This is a genomic window from Streptomyces sp. NPDC030862 (genome assembly GCF_055571835.1).
In genome coordinates, this window is the sequence record NZ_JBVIEN010000008.1 from 1 (window position 1) to 17,058 (window position 17,058).

General features: G+C 73.5%; 16 protein-coding genes. 11 read left to right on the forward strand and 5 right to left on the reverse strand.

The annotated features are described in order from the left end of the window. Positions 1-171 precede the first annotated feature (171 nt). Together ACZ42X_RS21630 and ACZ42X_RS21635 are read right to left on the reverse strand one after the other, a co-directional pair. Positions 172-453, reverse strand: coding sequence for an Lrp/AsnC family transcriptional regulator (locus ACZ42X_RS21630; protein WP_267241175.1), 282 nt, complete (start codon positions 451-453; stop codon positions 172-174). After that, entirely contained in the window at positions 450-1,145 is a 696-nt protein-coding gene (locus tag ACZ42X_RS21635; protein ID WP_361414450.1) for a rhomboid family intramembrane serine protease, read from the reverse strand. The genes ACZ42X_RS21630 and ACZ42X_RS21635 overlap by 4 nt, the downstream gene beginning before the upstream one ends. A 159-nt stretch (positions 1,146-1,304) precedes the next feature. Here ACZ42X_RS21635 and ACZ42X_RS21640 point away from each other — a divergent pair, with 159 nt between their 5' ends. The 5 genes from ACZ42X_RS21640 to ACZ42X_RS21660 all read left to right on the forward strand — a co-directional run bounded on the left by ACZ42X_RS21640 (position 1,305) and on the right by ACZ42X_RS21660 (position 6,730). Next, entirely contained in the window at positions 1,305-1,547 is a 243-nt protein-coding gene (locus ACZ42X_RS21640) for a hypothetical protein (RefSeq protein WP_468292462.1), read from the forward strand. Positions 1,548-1,593: 46 nt separating this feature from the next. After that, on the forward strand, positions 1,594-2,958 hold the full coding sequence (locus ACZ42X_RS21645) for an NYN domain-containing protein (RefSeq protein WP_468292465.1): 1,365 nt from the start codon (positions 1,594-1,596) through the stop codon (positions 2,956-2,958). A 280-nt stretch (positions 2,959-3,238) separates the two neighbouring features. Then, positions 3,239-4,264, forward strand: coding sequence for a C40 family peptidase (locus ACZ42X_RS21650; protein ID WP_361414456.1), 1,026 nt, complete (start codon positions 3,239-3,241; stop codon positions 4,262-4,264). A gap of 213 nt (positions 4,265-4,477) precedes the next feature. Beyond that, the gene (locus tag ACZ42X_RS21655) at positions 4,478-5,566 is read left to right on the forward strand and encodes a C40 family peptidase (protein ID WP_468292469.1); all 1,089 of its coding nucleotides are present in this window, start codon (positions 4,478-4,480) and stop codon (positions 5,564-5,566) included. 21 nt (positions 5,567-5,587) lie between these two features. After that, on the forward strand, positions 5,588-6,730 hold the full coding sequence (locus ACZ42X_RS21660) for a hypothetical protein (protein ID WP_468293375.1): 1,143 nt from the start codon (positions 5,588-5,590) through the stop codon (positions 6,728-6,730). 26 nt (positions 6,731-6,756) lie between these two features. Here ACZ42X_RS21660 and ACZ42X_RS21665 read toward each other — a convergent pair whose 3' ends face one another. Then, positions 6,757-7,872, reverse strand: a complete 1,116-nt coding sequence (locus ACZ42X_RS21665; protein ID WP_468292472.1) for a S66 family peptidase — start codon at positions 7,870-7,872, stop codon at positions 6,757-6,759. A 22-nt stretch (positions 7,873-7,894) separates the two neighbouring features. Then, positions 7,895-9,160: a glycosyltransferase 87 family protein gene (locus ACZ42X_RS21670; protein WP_468292475.1), complete on the reverse strand. Its 1,266-nt coding sequence runs from the start codon at positions 9,158-9,160 to the stop codon at positions 7,895-7,897. A 98-nt stretch (positions 9,161-9,258) separates the two neighbouring features. Between ACZ42X_RS21670 and ACZ42X_RS21675 the strand changes: the two genes are divergently transcribed. Then, positions 9,259-10,401: a glycosyltransferase family 4 protein gene (locus ACZ42X_RS21675; protein WP_468292478.1), complete on the forward strand. Its 1,143-nt coding sequence runs from the start codon at positions 9,259-9,261 to the stop codon at positions 10,399-10,401. A 528-nt stretch (positions 10,402-10,929) separates the two neighbouring features. Here ACZ42X_RS21675 and ACZ42X_RS21680 read toward each other — a convergent pair. Continuing rightward, positions 10,930-12,726, reverse strand: coding sequence for an AMP-dependent synthetase/ligase (locus ACZ42X_RS21680; protein WP_468292480.1), 1,797 nt, complete (start codon positions 12,724-12,726; stop codon positions 10,930-10,932). A gap of 257 nt (positions 12,727-12,983) precedes the next feature. Between ACZ42X_RS21680 and ACZ42X_RS21685 the strand changes: the two genes are divergently transcribed. From ACZ42X_RS21685 to ACZ42X_RS21705, 5 genes are all read left to right on the forward strand, one after another. Then, positions 12,984-13,760, forward strand: a complete 777-nt coding sequence (locus tag ACZ42X_RS21685) for a metallophosphoesterase family protein (protein ID WP_468292482.1) — start codon at positions 12,984-12,986, stop codon at positions 13,758-13,760. 54 nt (positions 13,761-13,814) lie between these two features. Then, positions 13,815-14,261, forward strand: coding sequence for an SRPBCC family protein (locus tag ACZ42X_RS21690; protein WP_468292485.1), 447 nt, complete (start codon positions 13,815-13,817; stop codon positions 14,259-14,261). 119 nt (positions 14,262-14,380) lie between these two features. Beyond that, positions 14,381-15,538, forward strand: a complete 1,158-nt coding sequence (locus ACZ42X_RS21695; RefSeq protein ID WP_468292487.1) for an ArsA family ATPase — start codon at positions 14,381-14,383, stop codon at positions 15,536-15,538. A 49-nt stretch (positions 15,539-15,587) separates the two neighbouring features. Beyond that, positions 15,588-16,034: a DUF5304 domain-containing protein gene (locus tag ACZ42X_RS21700; RefSeq protein ID WP_468292490.1), complete on the forward strand. Its 447-nt coding sequence runs from the start codon at positions 15,588-15,590 to the stop codon at positions 16,032-16,034. Positions 16,035-16,113: 79 nt separating this feature from the next. Continuing rightward, positions 16,114-17,055 (forward strand): ROK family glucokinase, encoded by a 942-nt coding sequence (locus tag ACZ42X_RS21705; protein WP_361414476.1) that lies wholly within the window; start codon positions 16,114-16,116, stop codon positions 17,053-17,055. The last annotated feature ends 3 nt before the right edge of the window (positions 17,056-17,058 follow it).

A 17,058-nucleotide genomic window follows, 5' to 3' on the forward strand; every position in this document is an offset into this window, starting at 1 on the left:
CGTGGGGGGTGGTCGGACGTAAAACGACTGAACTCGCGCGAAGCGCGGTGAACGAGAGTCCGACCACCCCCCACCGGAACCCCCGGCACCCGCCCAAGCCCACCGGGCGGCAAGCACCGCGCAGCGGAAAGCCGCCCACCGGGCAGCACCCACGCCCCCCGCGAGAGCAACCTACGCGTCGAGGCCGATCGCGAACGCCGCCTCCAGGTCGTGCTGCGAGTACGTGCGGAACGCGACGTGCGTGTCCGTCGCCTCGACACCCGGGATCTTGCTGATGCGGCCCGGGATGACGTCCGCCAGGTCGTCGTGCTTGGCCACCCGCACCATGGCGATCAGGTCGTACGTGCCGGTGACGGAGAAGACCTCGCTGACGTTCTCCAGCGCGGCGATCGACTCGGCGATCTCGGGGATGCGGTCCACGCTGGTCTTGATGAGCACGATCGCGGTGATCACGGCTGTCCTTCTCCCTCGGGGCCCGCTGTCTGGGCCTTCACTCTAGCCCTCCACCCGTACCGGACCCACGCGTAGAGGAACCCCAGGCCGAAGCCCACCAGGTGCGCCAGGTACGCGACCCCGGGCCCGGCGCCCGCGCCGCGGGCCGCCAGCCACTGGAGGACGCACCAGAAGACCAGCACGATCCAGGCGGGGAAGCGCAGGGGCAGGAAGAAGAGGAAGGGGAAGAGGCTGGTGACGCGGGCCTTCGGGAAGAGGAACAGGAAGGCGCCGAGGACTCCGGAGATGGCGCCCGAGCCGCCGACGAGGGTCTGCGCGGAGTGCGCGTGGGCCACGGCGTAGCCGACGAGCGCGAGGTAGCCGCAGCCCACGTAGAAGAGGGCGAACTCCAGGTGCCCGAGCCGTTCCTCGGCCATGGCGCCGAAGACGTAGAGGAACAGCATGTTGCCGAGGAGGTGCAGCCAGCTTCCGTGGACGAAGAGGGCCGTCAGCGGGGACGGCAGCGCGCCGGGGGTGCCGGTCAGCAGTTCGGCGGGGATCACCCCCCAGCGCCGGAAGTACGCGCTCTGCGCCGCGAGGAGCGCGTCACCGGTGCCGTACTCGTGGTTCAGGCCGGACACCGGACTGATCAGGAAGACCAGACAGCACGCCGCCATGACGCCGTACGTCACCACCGGACCCCGCTCGATCATGCACAGATCATGACGTAAAGGGAGGGAGCGGGACAGGGTGCCTCGCCGGGCCACAGGGGTACCCGTGAGGCCGTAGGGTTACGGGCAGTACATCCGCAGTTCGATGGCGCACCGCGGGCTCGCACCCGGCACGACCGGTACGAAAGAGGACGGCAACCCATGACGACGGTTCCCCTGCCGACCGCGACGACCCGCTGGCGGTGCGCGCTCTGCGGCAATCTGACGCGCTTCGACGTGACCAGGTCTTCCAAGGTCGTCGAGTACGTCCATCTGGACCTCGCCGGTGAGCCGAAGGTCGAGGAGCGCGAGGTGGTCAGTGAGACCATCGAGTCGGTCCGCTGCCGCTGGTGCAGCGCGGTGGACCAGATCGAGCTGGTGGACAGGCCGGACGCCGCCTCCTGACGGGAGGCCCGGCGGGGGCGAGGACGACGGGTAGTGGGGTGAGAACGTGGAGCAGCCCGCAAGCGGTGCTGAACCGGCCGGCGCGGCCGGAGACGCCGCCGAGGCGCTCGACCGCCCGCTGCCCGAGGGGGTGCGGCGCCGGGTCGTCGCACTGGTGTCGGACGCCTTCGGCGGTCTGACCGTCGCGGAACTGCCCGCCCAGTTGCGGCAGTACGCCCGTTTCACCCCGTCCCGCCGGGTCAAGTTCGCGGGCAACGCCATGGCTGCCGCCCTGGAGGGCGACCCGGTCTTCCGGCAGCGGATCGGCGAGCGGTTCAAGGAGGCGCAGCCGGAGCTGGCCGGTGCGGTCGAGGGCGGCTCGCCGCCGGCGGCCGCCGACCCCGTCGACGTCGCCGCGGCCGCCTACGTGCTGCGCCCCGCCGGCTGGGCGAAGCTCGTCGCCGCGGCCGGCGAGGAGGCCCAGCGGGCGGACGCCGAGCGCGCCGACGAGGAGGGGCGCCGGGAGCTGGAGCGGCTGCGTGCGGAGCTCGCCGAGGCGCGGGCGCAGACGCGTACGGAGACGGAGCGGCTGCGCGCCGAGCTGGACGCGGCCCGCAAGGAAGCCGAATCGCTTCACCGCAAGCTCCGCAGCGCGCAGAGCGACGTCAAGCGCGGCGAGGCCGCCCTGCGCCGTACGCAGGCGGACATCGACGCGATCCGGGCCGAGGCGGCGGCGCAGGTCTCCGCCGCCGAGAGCGAGACGCGGCGCCTCAAGGCGCGGCTCGGTGAGACGGAGGCCGCCCTGGAAGCCAGCCGCCGGGCCGCCCGGGAGGGGCGCTCGGTGGAGGACATGCGGGTGCGGCTGCTGCTGGACACCGTCCTGGAGTCGGCGCAGGGCCTGCGCCGCGAGCTGGCGCTGCCGCCGGTCTCGGTCCACCCGGCGGACACCGTCGACGCGGTCGAGCCGGGCCGGATGTCGCCCAAGGACATCGCGGCGCGCGCCCTGTCGGAGACCGACCCGGCGCTGCTCGACCAGTTGCTGGCGCTGCCGCAGGCGCACATGGTCGTGGACGGCTACAACGTCACCAAGACCGGCTATCCGACGATGCCGCTGGAGAAGCAGCGGCTGCGGCTGCTCGGCGGCCTGTCGGCGCTGGCCGCCCGCACGGGCGCGGAGGTCACCTGTGTCTTCGACGGCGCCGAACTCGCCGCGCCGGTGCTGCTCGCGCCGCCGCGCGGGGTGCGGGTGCTGTTCTCCAAGCCGGGCGTGACGGCGGACGAACTGATCCGTCAGCTGGTGCGCGCGGAGCCGCCGGGCCGGCCCGTGGTCGTGGTCTCCACGGACCGCGAGGTGGCCGACGGCGTGGCCAAGTCGGGTGCGCGGCCGGTCTCCTCCGCGCTGCTGTTGAAGCGCCTTTCGCGGCTCTCGTGAATTCCCGGGCCTCTTGCCCGAATTCGACCCGTTCTGAGAAATCAGTTGCGCGAACGTACCGTCAAGTGCTCATGACGCAGCGTGGAATGTGTGTAAAGAATGGGGCCCCTGAGCGAGATTTTTCGCATGAGGATTTGAACTGATCACAGCATGGTCACTAGGGTCTGCTCGAACCTTCGCGCAGTTGATCGCCCACCCGGGGTGACAGCGAAGGAACCGCCTCTCCCGCGCAGTCCCCGAAGGGCCGAGGCGGCTCTCGAAGGAGAAGGAGCTCGCCTCCGTGGCGTCCCACCGTCGTCCCAAGCAGCCGAGCCGTGCCCGCGTGACCGTGCTCACCGCGACCGCCGCCGCTGCCGTCGCCCTGTCCTCCCAGGCCGCTCAGGCAGACCCCAAGCCGAGCAAGAGCGAGGTCAAGGCCAAGGTCGACAAGCTCCACCACGAGGCCGAGGAGGCCACGGAGCAGTACAACCTCGCCGAAGAGCAGCGCGAGAAGCTCCAGAAGGAGATCAGCGCCCTCCAGGACAAGGTGGCGCGCGGCCAGGAAGAGCTCAACACGCTGCGCGACAGCATCGGTTCGGTGGCCAGCGCCCAGTACCGCGCCGGCGGCATGGACCCCTCCCTCCAGCTCTTCCTCTCCTCCAACCCGGACGACTACCTCGACAAGGCCTCCGCCGTCGACCAGTTGAGCGCCAAGCAGGCCGAGGTCCTGGAGACCATCCAGGCCAAGCAGCGCACCCTCGCCCAGGAGCGCGCCGAGGCGACCGCGAAGCTCGCCGACCTCGAGGACGTCCGCAAGACGCTCGGCGAGAAGAAGAAGGCCTTCCAGGGCAAGCTCGCCGAGGCCCAGAAGCTCCTCAACACGCTCACCGCCGCCGAGCGCGCCAAGATGCAGGAGGAGGAGCAGCGCGCCAGCCGCGCCGCGAGCGACCGCGTGGAGCTCGGCAACGAGGTCCCCGCCTCGGCGCGCGGCGCCGCCGCCCTCGCGGCCGCCGACACCCAGGTGGGCAAGCCGTACATCTCCGGCGCCGAGGGCCCCAACGCCTACGACTGCTCCGGCCTGACCCAGTGGGCCTACCGCCAGGCCGGCGTCAGCCTCACCCGCACCACCTACACCCAGCAGAACGACGGTGTGAAGATCGGCCGCAGCCAGCTCAAGCCCGGCGACCTGGTCTTCTTCAACGGCCTTTCGCACGTCGGCCTGTACGCGGGCAACAACACCGTCCTGCACGCCCCGAAGCCCGGGACGGTCGTCCGGTACGAGTCGATGGACTGGCTGGGCACGTTCCAGTTCGGCGTCCGCATCTGACGTACCGGGCCCCTCGGGACGCGCCCGTACACTCCCCTGATCAGGGGAATCACGATCCCTTCAGTTGACGCTCCGCCCCGCCGGTGACCTTGCGGTCTACCGGCGGGGCGCCGCTGTTCGAGCCCTCCGGGGCCTCCCGTGGCCTTTGGCCTGTGCGTAGCCGTCCGGCTACTGTCTGGCGCGCAACGCACACAGCTGAAGGGAGCGCGGTTCGTGGCGTCCCATCGCCGGTCCTCGCCGTCGGGTCTCACGGGTTTCACGGGTCTCACCCAGGCCACCCGGAACGCGACGGTCACGGTCCTCTCCGCCGCGGCGGCCACCGCGGCGGCCGCCCTCGGCGCGGCCCCCGCGGGCGCGGCCCCCGGTGAGCCGGCCGACACCACGGAGGCCACCCGGGCCAGGGTCGACCGGCTCTTCGAGGAGGCCGAGAAGGCCACCGAGGGGTTCAACCAGGCCGACGAACGCGCCGACGCCCTGCGCGAGCAGGTCTCCCGCACCCAGGACGCCGTCGCCCGCGGCCAGGAGCGCATCAACCACATGCGCGGCGCGCTCGGCACGGTCGCCGGCGCCCAGTACCGCTCCGGCGGCATGGACCCGGCGCTCGCGCTGCTGCTCTCCGACGACCCCGACACCTACCTCGACAAGGCCGCCACCCTCGACCGGATCAGCGAGCGGCAGGCCCACGCCCTCACCGAACTGCGGCGCGCCCAGCGCCTGCTGGGCCAGCAGCGCGCGGAGGCCACCCGCCAGCTGGCCGAGCTGGAGCGCAGCCGGGCCGCCGTCGCCCGCCACAAGCGGCTCGTCGAGCGCAAGCTGGCCGAGGCGCGGACGCTGCTCAACTCCCTGACCGCCGAGGAGCGCGACAGCCTCGACCGGGCCTCGCGCTCCGGGCGCGACGGCCTGCCCCCGCTCGAAGGCGCCGAAGGCGTCGAGGGCCCCGCGGGCGAGGCCGCGTCCGAGCGGGCGGCCGCCGCGGTCCGGGCGGCCCGCTCCGCCCTCGGGCGCCCCTACATCTGGGGCGCCAACGGGCCGTACGGCTTCGACTGCTCGGGCCTCACGCAGTGGGCGTACGCACAGGCGGGCGTCAGCCTGCCGCGCACCTCGCAGGCCCAGCGCAACGCGGGACGCCACGTGCCGCTCTCCGAGGCGCGCCCCGGCGATCTGGTGACGTACCGCTCCGACGCCAGCCACATCGGGATGTACATGGGCAACGGCCAGGTCGTCCACGCCCCCTACCCGGGCGCGCCGGTGCGCTACGACCCGGTGGGCATGATGCCCATCTCGGCGGTCACGCGCGTCTGACCGTACGATCGCCGGGTGGTGGTGCGGAGGCGGGCGGTGGTGGCGGCGTTCGGCCCCCTGCTGTTCTCCGGCATCTCCTCCGGCTGTACGGCCCCAAAGACGACGGCGGGCGCCGAGGAGCTCCGGGCGGCGGTGGACCGGTGGGCGGCGGCCGTCCGCTCCGGTGACCTCGCCGGCGTGGAGCTGGCCTCCTGGTCGTACCGGATCACGCGGGCGCGGCAGGACGGCGACGGGCGGGCCACCGTCCGCGCCGAGCTCGGCTACCGCATCGCCGGGTACGACAGTGGCCCCGTCACCACCGAGCGCACCCTGCGGCTCGCGCGGCGGGACGGCCGCTGGCAGGTGACGTCCGACCGGCCCGCGCAGGGCGCCGCCCAGCAGCTGTGGGACCAGGGCGCTCTCCAGGTCGTACGCGGGCGTCGCAGCCTGGTCCTCGGCTCCGGGCAGGACCCGGAGCGGCTGCGGGCCGTCGCGGCCACGGCGGACCGGGCGGTTCCGGCGGTGTCGGCCGCCTGGGCCGGTCCCTGGCCCGGGCGCGTGGTGGTGCTCGTTCCCGGCTCGCTGGAGGGCATGGGCGCGCTGCTCGGGGCGCCGGCCGACCGGCACCGGGGCATCGCCGCGGTGACGACCGGCCGGGCCGGGGGAGGGCCGGACGCCCCGGCGGACCGGGTGGTCGTCAACCCCGAGGCGTACACCGAACTCAGCGGAGTCGGCCAGGACATGGTGCTCACCCACGAGACGGCCCACGTGGCCACCCGCACCCGCACCTCGGCGGCGACCCCGATGTGGCTCTCCGAGGGCTTCGCCGACTGGGCGGCCTACCGGGGCACGGCCCACCCGGCCGGCCAGGCGGCGCCCGCGCTGCGGGACGCGGTGCGCGCGGGCCGTACCCCCGCGGGACTGCCGTCCGACGGGGACTTCGCCTTCACCGGCGACGCGGAAGCCCTGGCTCGCGCGTACGAGGGCGGCTGGCTGGCCTGCGCGCTGATCGCCGACCGGTGGGGCGAGCCGGAGCTGCGGGCCTTCTACCGCGCGGTGGGCGCGCACCGGCGCCGCGAGGCCCGGGAGCAGGCCGTGGCGCAGGCGCTGCGCGAGGTGCTGGGCACGACCCCGGAGGAGTTCACCGCCCGGTGGCGCGGCTACGTGCGGGAGCGGCTGGGCTGAGGACCTCGCCGCCCCGCCCCGCGCCGTCAGTCCAGCGTCTGGACGAGCTCCTGGCGGGTCGGCGTCAGGACGACACGGGCGCGGGCGCCGTTGACGAGCGGCATATACGGCGGGACGTGGCCGCACTCGACGCCGGCGATGATCGGCACGCCGAGCGGGCCGAGCGCGTCCAGCACGGCCTCGTGTTGGGTGAGCGAGTCGCGGTCGGGCGCCGAGGTCCGGCCGACCAGGACGGCGTTCGCGGCGTCGAAGAAGCCGGCCAGGCGCATGCCGTGGAGGTTGCGGCAGATCTCGAGCGCGTCGTCGTCGCCCACCGCCTCCACGTAGACGAGCAGCCCCTCGGGCGCGTGGGCGCGGGCGAACGCCGTGACGTCGCCGTACGGCGTGCCCGCCACGTTGCTCACCGTCTCGATGCACCCGCCGATCAGGCGCCCCTCGACTTCCAGGTCGCCGTCGCCGTCGCCGTCGCTGTCCAGGCGGGTCCAGGTACCGGTGGCGTTCAGGGTGTACTCGCGCACGTCCGGGAAGGCGCTGTAGTCGTCCCAGCCGCCGGTGCGGTGGCGGCCGGGCGGGGTCTGGGCGAACCGGCTCCCCTCGGGCAGGGCGGCGATGTCCAGCCAGGAGAGCAGCCCCTCGGGCACCCGGTAGGGGGTGTCCATCAGGTTGTTGCCGTGCAGGGTCGCGATCCCGGTCAGGAGAGTCAGCGGCGTGAGGATCGTCGACATGTCCGAGTAGCCGACCAGCCAGGTCGGTTCGGCCTCGCGCAGCCGGTCGAAGTCGAGCAGCGGCAGCAGGTCGATCGCGGTCTCGCCGCCCCACGGCGGCACGACGGCCCTGATGGCCGGGTCCGTCAGCATCGCCATCAGCTCCGCCGCGCGCTCCGCCGCCGGGGCGCTGACGTGCCCCGAGCCGTCCATGCAGTCGCCGACGACCACCTCGTACCCCCGCGCCTCCACCGTCGCGACGGCCACCTCCAGGCGCTTGCGGAGCGCCTCGGGGACGCCGCTGGAGGGGGAGGTGACGCCCACGCGGTCACCGGGGCGCAGGGGCCGTGGGTAGCGGATCGGCGTGGTGGGCGTACCGGAAGGGGCGTCGGAGGGGCTGGGGGAAGGGCTGTGGGACGGGCTGTGGGAGGGGGCCATGATCGGATTCTGGCAGAGGGCCTCAGGAGGTGAGTACCCGGTTTCGGTCGGCGTCCCGGTCGTCCGCGGGCGCGGTGCCGTCCTGCGGCGGGACCGCCGCGGCCCGCTCGCGCAGCCGCGGCTCCGTGACCGTCTGCGTCCACAGCACCCGGCACGCCGTCAGGGTCGCCGCCACCAGGAGCCCATTGCGTACCAGCAGGAGCAGCAGCCCCAGCGGGTCGCTGTCCGACACGTGCGAGAACCAGATCGGGAACTCCAGCAGCGTCACCCCGGTCGCCACCAGCACCAGCCGGGCCGCCGTGCGCATCCGGCTCGTCGGGAAGACCAGGCAGACCGACGCCAGGCCGACCAGCCACAGCATGTACTGGGGGCTGATCACCCGGCTCGTGGTGGTGAACAGCAGCACCGCCACGAACGCCGCGTCGCACAGCGTCGTCTTCCCGAACGCGCCCGTACGCCACACGCGCACCCGCCACACCAGCAGCCAGCCGAAGGCCGCGACCGTCAGCGCCAGCGCGGCCGTGGACACCACCGGCACGTACGGCCCGAGGAACTCCACCGAGCCGTAGTTCAGCGTCGCCCGCCCCTCCCAGCCGAAGTGCCGCGCCACGTGGAACACCAGCGCCCCCAGCGACTCCACCTCGGTGCCCCGGTCCCGCTGGAACGTCAGGAACGCCAGCGCCCCCGGCATCGCCGCTGTACAGAGCAGCAGCACCCCGGCCGCCGTCGCCACCGCGGCGGTCCACGAACGCAGGGTGACGCGCCCGCGCCGCGTGCCCGCGAGCAGCAGCACCGGCCAGACCTTCAGCATCGCGCCGAAACCGGCCAGCGCCCCCATGATCCTCGGGTGCCGGACACCCGCGAGCAGCGCGGCGACGGCGACGGCGGTCACCATCAGGTCATAGCGCGCGTACGCCGTCGGCCCCAGCAGCGGGACGCCAGCGACCCACACCCAGGCGCCCGACAGGCACTTGCCCGGGCGCCGGCCCGCGTACAGCAGCAGGCCGAAGACGGCCGCGTCGCAGGCGAAGGCGAGGACGAAGAAGGCGGAGGCGTAGTCCAGGAAGGGCAGCAGGCCGGGGGAGAGGACCGCGAGGGCGGCGGCCGGCGGGTACTGCCAGGTCACGTCGTCCATCGGGTACGTGCCGGCCCGCAGCACGTCGTACCAGCCCCGGTAGATCTGCGAGATGTCCGTGGTGATGTCGGGGCCCGGGAGGGTCATCACCTTGAAGACGAGGAGGAGCAGGAGGGTCCTGGTCAGCAGCCATATGGGGATGGGGCCCTTCATGCCTACCTCTACGTCTACGTCGTCGTCTGGTGGGGGGTGGAGACCGCGCGTGGGCAGTGGAGCGGGGCCGTTCGGTACTGTCGGCCTTGATGCAAACGATGCACAAGACCTTGATCGTAACCAACGACTTTCCGCCCAGACCCGGTGGGATTCAGGCGTTCTTGCACAACATGGCGCTCAGGCTCGATCCCGAGCGTCTTGTTGTGTACGCCTCCACCTGGAAGCGGGGGCGTGAGGGCGCCGAGGCGACCGCTCTGTTCGACGCGGAACAGCCCTTCCAGGTTGTCCGCGATCGTACGACGATGCTGCTGCCCACCCCCCGGGTCACCGCCCGGGCGGTCGCGCTCCTGCGGGAGCACGGCTGCGAGTCGGTGTGGTTCGGGGCGGCGGCGCCGCTCGGCCTCATGGCGCCCGCGCTGCGCCGGGCCGGCGCGAAGCGGATCGTCGCCACGACCCACGGCCACGAGGCGGGCTGGGCCCAGCTGCCGGGCTCCCGCCAGCTGCTGCGGCGCATCGGCGAGGGCACGGACACGCTCACGTACCTCGGCGAGTACACGCGCTCGCGCATCGCCGCCGCGCTGACGCCCGAGGCCGCCGCGCGGATGGCGCAGCTGCCGCCGGGCGTCGACGAGAAGACCTTCCACCCCGGCTCGGGCGGCGACGCCGTGCGCGAGCGCCTCGGGCTCGCCGAGCGGCCGGTCGTCGTCTGCGTCTCGCGCCTCGTCCCGCGCAAGGGCCAGGACACCCTGATCAGGGCCATGCCCGCGATCCTGGCCCGCGTGCCCGACGCGGTCCTGCTGATCGTGGGCGGCGGCCCGTACGAGAAGGACCTGCGCCGCCTCGCCGCGGAGACCGGCGTGGCCGGATCCGTACGCTTCACCGGAGCGGTGCCGTGGGAGGAGCTCCCCGCGCACTACGGCGCCGGCGACGTCTTCGCCATGCCGTGCCGTACGCGGCGGGGCGGCCTCGACGTGGAGGGCCTCGGCATCGTCTACCTGGAGGCCTCCGCCACCGGCCTCCCGGTCGTCGCCGGCGACTCCGGGGGCGCGCCGGACGCCGTCCTCGACGGCGAGACGGGCTGGGTCGTCCGCGGCACTTCCCCGGCGGAGTGCGCCGACCGCATCGTCACGCTCCTGCAGGACCCGGACCTCCGCCGCCGCATGGGTGAACGGGGCCGCGCCTGGGTCGAGGAGAAGTGGCGCTGGGACTTGCTGGCGGAGCGGCTGCAGCGACTGCTGTGAGGCGGTTGCCTGCGGTGCGGGGGCTTGCGGTGCGGCGGCTTGCGGTTCCGTGCCGTGCGGGCGCCCGCGTGGGCGGGGGCTGCGGAGGCTGGCGGCGCCGGCGTGTTCGCGCTTCCGCGTGGGCGGCTGCCGCCGGTGGGGTGCGGGGCGGGACCCCTCCGGGCTCGACTCCTCGCGGCTGGCGGCCTTGGCCTGTACGGACGCGGAACGGTCTCGGCGCCGCCAACCGCTGCGGGGACGACCCTGCACGGCCCCACCCCGGGCCGTCGCCCGCCTGCGGGCCGTAGCCCTGCCGGTTGTAGGCCCGTGCCCGAAGGGCTACGGGGGAGGGTGGGCGCAGCCCCGGTTTTGGGAAGTGGGGGTCCCCCCACGCCCGCAGGGCGAGGGGGAGGGGTGGAGGAGACAACACCGCCCAGCGCAGGCGAGCGGGTCCGGGGCGAGCCCCGACGTCGGGCCCCGCGCCCGGGAGGGCAGGCCGGCGCGAGCCGGAGCGCGCAGCCCGAGGCGTAACCCAGGCGAGGCCACGCCTTAGGCGTGGTAGATCGCTTCGATCTCGTCCGCGAAGTCCTTCGCCACCACGTTCCGCTTCAGCTTCAGCGACGGCGTGATGTGCCCCGCCTCCTCCGTGAACTGCGACGCGAGGATCCGGAACTTCCGCACCGACTCCGCCTTGGAGACCGCCGCGTTCCCGTCGTCCACGGCCCGCTGGACCTCCGCCAGCAGCTCCGCGTCCTCCCGCAGGGACGCCGCCGTCGAGCCCGCCGGCTTGCCGTGCTCCGCAGCCCAGCGGCCCAGGAACTCCTCGTCCAGCGTGATCAGCGCGCCGACGAAGGGCCGGCCGTCGCCGACGACCATGCACTCGGCGACCAGGGCGTGCCCCCGGATGCGGTCCTCGATCACCGCCGGGGCGACGTTCTTGCCGCCCGCGGTGACGAGGATCTCCTTCTTCCGGCCCGTGATGGCGAGGTACCCGTCCTCGTCCAGCGTGCCGATGTCGCCCGTGTGGAACCAGCCGTCGGCCAGCGCCTCGGCGGTCGCGGCCTCGTTGTTCCAGTAGCCCGAGAAGACGTGCTCGCCGTGCAGCAGCACCTCGCCGTCGTCGGCGATCCGTACGACCGAGCCGGGCAGCGGCTGGCCGACCGTGCCGATCTTCGGCCGGTCCCACGGGTTGAACGCCGTCGCCGCGCACGACTCCGTCAGGCCGTACCCCTCCAGCACGGTGAAGCCGATGCCCCGGAAGAAGTGCCCGAGCCGCTCGCCCAGCGGCGCGCCGCCCGAGATGGCGAACTCGCCGCGCCCGCCCAGCACCGCGCGCAGCTTGCTGTAGACGAGCTTGTCGAAGACGAAGTGCTTCAGCCGCAGTCCGAACGACGCGCCCTGCGGGGAGTCGACGGCGCGGCTGTACGCGATCGCCGTCTGCGCCGCCTTGTCGAAGATCTTGCCCTTGCCGTCCGCCTGCGCCTTGGCGCGCGCCGAGTTGTAGACCTTCTCGAAGACGCGCGGGACGCCGAGGATCAGGGTCGGGCGGAAGGAGGCGAGTTCGTCGGTGAGGTTCTTGATGTCCGGGACGCAGCCGAGGCGGATGGGCGCGAGGACGGAGGCGACCTCGACCAGCCGGCCGAAGACGTGCGCGGCGGGCAGGAAGAGCAGCACGGAGCACTCGCCCGTACGGAAGAGCGGCTTGAGGCGCTCGACGACGTTGCCGCACTCGGCGAAGAAGTTGCGGTGGGTCAGCACACAGCCCTTGGGACGGCCGGTGGTGCCCGAGGTGTAGACGATGGTGGCGATGTCGTCGGCCTTGGCGCTGGCGCTGCGCTCGTCGACCGTCTCCTCGGAGACGTCCGCGCCGGCCGCGACCAGCTCGTCGATCCCGCCCTTGTCGATCTGCCAGACGTGCCGCAGCTCCGGCAGCCGGTCGCGTACGGACGCGACGGCGGCGGCGTGCGCGTCGCTCTCGACCATCACCGCGACCGCGCCCGAGTCGCCCAGGATCCACTGCACCTGCTCCGGCGAACTGGTCTCGTACACCGGCACGGTCACCGCGCCCGCGCTCCAGATCGCGAAGTCCATCTGCACCCACTCGTAGCGGGTGCGGGAGATGAGGCCCACCCGGTCGCCGGGGCGCACGCCCTGCGCGATCAGGCCCTTGGCGGCGGCCCGCACCTCGGCGAGGAACTGGGTGGCGGTGACGTCCGTCCAGGCACCGGCCACCTTGCGGCCCATGACAGCCACGTCCGGGTGCTGCGCGGCATTGCGGCGGATGAGATCCGTCAGATTGCCGTCCGTGGGGACCTCGTACAGGGCCGGAAGGCTGAACTCGCGCAAGACTGCTGCTCCTCATCGGGCGCCGGCGCCACGGCTCTGTGTGATGCACCGGCTGCGGTCCATGATCGGGCAGGTGCTCGGTGGGGGTGAGCACGACTGGACTGCCCGGACGTTACCGACCAGTACTAGGTTCCCGATAGGGGCCCCGGCCGAATGTTCGCTGCGTCACACGTGTTCACGGGTGCTTCGCGCACAGTAGTCCACTGTCGTGAAGACTCGGAAGTAACCGCAGGTCCGAGCACTTAGGGTGGGGGGTTATGCGAGGCACGAGGGTCAACGTGATCAGTGACGTCCACGGGAACGCCGAGGACCTGGCCAAGGCAGGGGACGGCGCGGACGCCCTCATCTGCCTCGGCGACCTCGTCCTCTTCCTCGACTACCACGACCACTCGCGCGGCATCTTCCCCGACCTCTTCGGCGTCGAGAACGCCGACCGCCTCGTCGAACTGCGCACCGCCCGCCGCTTCGACGAGGCCCGCGAGCTGGGCCGCCGGCTCTGGGCCGAGCTGGACGTGGACCGCGAGAGCGCCATCGAGGCGGCCGTGCGCACGCAGTACGCCGAGCTCTTCGCCGCCTTCCCGACACCGACGTACGCGACGTACGGGAACGTCGACATGCCCGGTCTCTGGCACGAGTACGCCCGCCCCGGCACCACCGTCCTGGACGGGCAGCGTGTCGAGATCGGCGGCCGCGTCTTCGGTTTCGTCGGCGGCGGGCTGCGCACCCCGATGCGCACGCCGTACGAGATCTCCGACGAGGAGTACGCGGCGAAGGTCGAGGCGCTCGGCGAGGTGGACGTGCTGTGCTCGCACATTCCGCCGGAGCTGCCGGAGCTCACCTACGACACGGTCGCCCGCCGCTTCGAGCGCGGCAGCCGTGCGCTGCTCGCCGCGATCCGGCGGACGAGGCCGCGGTATGCGCTGTTCGGGCACGTCCACCAGCCGCTGGTTCGGCGGATGCGGGTGGGGGCGACGGAGTGCGTGAACGTCGGCCATTTCGCGTCGACCGGGACGCCGTGGGCCCTGGAATGGTGAGCCGCGGCCACGCGATAACCTTCCCACCTCAGACTCACCCAAGGAGCCACAGCGATGGCGGAACACACCAGCTCGAGCATTGAGATCGAGGCGGCGCCGGCCGACGTCATGGGCGTGATCGCCGACTTCGCGCGCTACCCCGAGTGGACGGGCGAGGTGAAGGAGGCCGAGGTCCTCTCGACGGACGCCGCCGGCCGCGCCGAGAAGGTCCGGCTGCTGCTGGACGCGGGCGCGATCAGGGACGAGCACACCCTGGCGTACACCTGGACCGGCGACGACGAGGTCAGCTGGACGCTGGTCAAGTCCCAGATGCTCCGCGCGCTGGACGGCACGTACCACCTGGCCCCGCTCGCGGGCGGCACCCGCACCAAGGTGACGTACCGGCTGACGGTCGACGTCAAGATCCCGATGCTCGGCATGATCAAGCGCAAGGCCGAGAAGGTCATCATCGACCGGGCCCTGGACGGCCTGAAGAAGCGCGTCGAGGCGACCGCGTCCTAAGGCGCCCCCCCCCGGGCGCCCCCCGGGCTCACGACGCCCGGCACGCACCGCACATTCATGGCCCCCGGGCCCGGGCCTCGTCCCGGCCCCCGGGGGTCGCCCCGGTAGCGTGGGGCGCCATGCGCACCCTCCTCGTCACCGGCCCCGGCGGCGCCGGCCGCACCACCCTCGCCGCCGCGACCGCAATCGGCAGCGCCCGGCAGGGGCGGCGGGTCCTGCTCGTCACCGCCGACCGGGCGCCCGGCGAGTGGTTCCGGGACCGCTTCCCGGACGGTGACGGCCCCGTCGTCCGCCGCATCGACTCCGGCGCGCACTTCCGCGCCGAGCTCCTCGCCTTCCAGGAGCGCGCCGGCGCCGCGCTCGGTCTGCTGGGCGCGGCCCCCTTCGCGGAGGAGGAGCTCACCGAGCTGCCCGGCAGCGACCGGTTCGCGCTCCTGCGGGCGCTGCGGGACGCCGCCGCCGGGGACTGGGACCTCGTCGTCGTCGACATGCCGCCGCTGCCCGACGCCCTCGCCGTACTGGCCCTGCCCGCGCAGCTGCGCCGCTACCTGCGGCGGCTGCTGCCGCCCGAGCGGCAGGCCGCCCGCGCGCTGCGGCCGATGCTCGCGCAGCTCGCCGGCGTACCGATGCCCGCCGAGTGGCTGTACGAGACCGCGGGCCGCTGGGACGGCGAACTCGCCGCCGTCCAGGCGCTCGTCGAGGCCCCGACGACCTCGGTGCGGCTCGTGGCCGAGCCGGGACCGGCCGCCGCCGCCGCGCTGCGCACCGCCCGCGCGGGGCTCGCCCTGTACGGCCTCGCCGTCGACACGGCCGTCGCCAACCGGATCCTGCCGACCGCCTCCCCCGACCCGTGGCTCTCCGGCCTCGCCGCCCAGCAGCAGGACCACCTGAAGGCGCTGTACGAGGACCTCGGCGACGGCGTGCACGAGGTGCGGGAGGTGCCGCACCTGGGGCACGCGCCCCGCTCCGCCGACGACCTCGCGCCCCTTGACGTACCTCCCGGAAGCGCCCGGCCCGCGCCGGAGTGGGCCGTCGAGGACCGCCGCGACCCCGACGGCGTGCTGGTCTGGCGGATCCCGCTGCCCGGAGCCGGCAAGCCCGACCTCGGGCTCGTCCGCCGGGGTGACGAACTCGTGCTCACGGTCGGCCCGTTCCGCCGCATCGTGCCGCTGCCGTCCGCCCTGCGCCGCTGCACCGTCACGGGCGCGGGCCTCGCGGACGGCGTGCTGAGCGTGCGCTTCACACCCGACCCGGATTTGTGGCCCCGTACGCGGTAACGTCGAGGGTGACCCAGCCACACAGCCGCAGCAGCCGCAGGAGTACGCCATGAGCGATGCCACCCAGCATCCCGACGCCGACGCCTGGGCGAGGGCCTGCGCCGAGGACCTGGACGCCGAGCGGGCGCGCCGCCGCGGGCCGGCCGGACCGCCGCCCGGCACCGCCGCCGAGGAGCTGCGCAAGCTCGTCGACGCGGTCGCCGACAAGGTCGCCTCGCTGCGCACCCCGCTGCTCGGCGCGGGCGCGCAGAACGCCGTGCAGCAGCTCGTCAGCCAGGCCAAGTCGGCCGTGGAGCCGGTGATCGAGCGCAACCCCGAGGTCTTCGACCACCTCGCCGCCGCCGGCAGCGAACTGCTCGCCGCGTACCGCTCCGCCGTCGAGGGCCAGGAGCGCCGCTGGACCCAGGGCCGGCCGGCGGCCAAGAAGGCCGACCCCGGCGACCACCGCGACGACCGCGAAGGCCCGGACCCCAGCGAGCACATCGACCTGGACTGAGGGGCCGGGACCGAGAGCTCCGTGCCCGCCCTCGGGTACGGTTGGCCGTAGCGGGGCTCGACCGAAAACTGAGGGACACATGGGACTCACCATCGGCGTCGACATCGGCGGCACGAAGATCGCGGCCGGAGTGGTCGACGAAGAGGGCACGATCCTCGACATCCACAAGGTGCCCACCCCGCCGACCGCCGACGGCATCGTCGACGCGATCTGCGCCGCCGTCGCCGAAGCGGGCAAGGGCCATGAGATCGAGGCGGTCGGCATCGGTGCCGCCGGTTACGTCGACGACAAGCGCGCCACCGTCCTGTTCGCGCCGAACATCCACTGGCGGCACGAGCCGCTGAAGGACAAGGTCGAGCAGCGCACCGGCCTCCCGGTGGTCGTGGAGAACGACGCGAACGCCGCCGCGTGGGGCGAGTACCGCTTCGGCGCCGGCCAGGGCCACGACGACGTCATCTGCATCACCCTCGGCACGGGACTCGGCGGCGGCATCATCATCGGCAACAAGCTGCGCCGCGGCCGCTTCGGCGTGGCCGCCGAGTTCGGCCACATCCGGGTGGTGCCGGACGGCCTGCTGTGCGGCTGCGGCAGCCAGGGCTGCTGGGAGCAGTACGCCTCCGGGCGCGCCCTCGTGCGGTACGCCAAGCAGCGCGCCGCCGCCACCCCGGAGAACGCCACGATCCTGCTGGCGCTGGGCGACGGCACCCCCGAGGGCATCGAGGGCAAGCACATCAGCGACGCCGCCCGCCAGGGCTGCCCGGTCGCCGTCGACTCGTTCCGCGAGCTGGCCCGCTGGGCCGGGGCGGGCCTCGCCGACCTGGCGTCGCTGTTCGACCCGTCGGCCTTCATCGTCGGCGGCGGTGTCTCGGACGAGGGCGAGCTGGTCCTCGGCCCGATCCGCAAGTCCTTCCGCCGCTGGCTGGTGGGCGGCCGCTACCGCCCGCACGCCCAGGTGCTCGCGGCCCAGCTGGGCGGCAAGGCCGGGCTCGTCGGCGCGGCGGACCTGGCCCGCCAGGGCTGAACG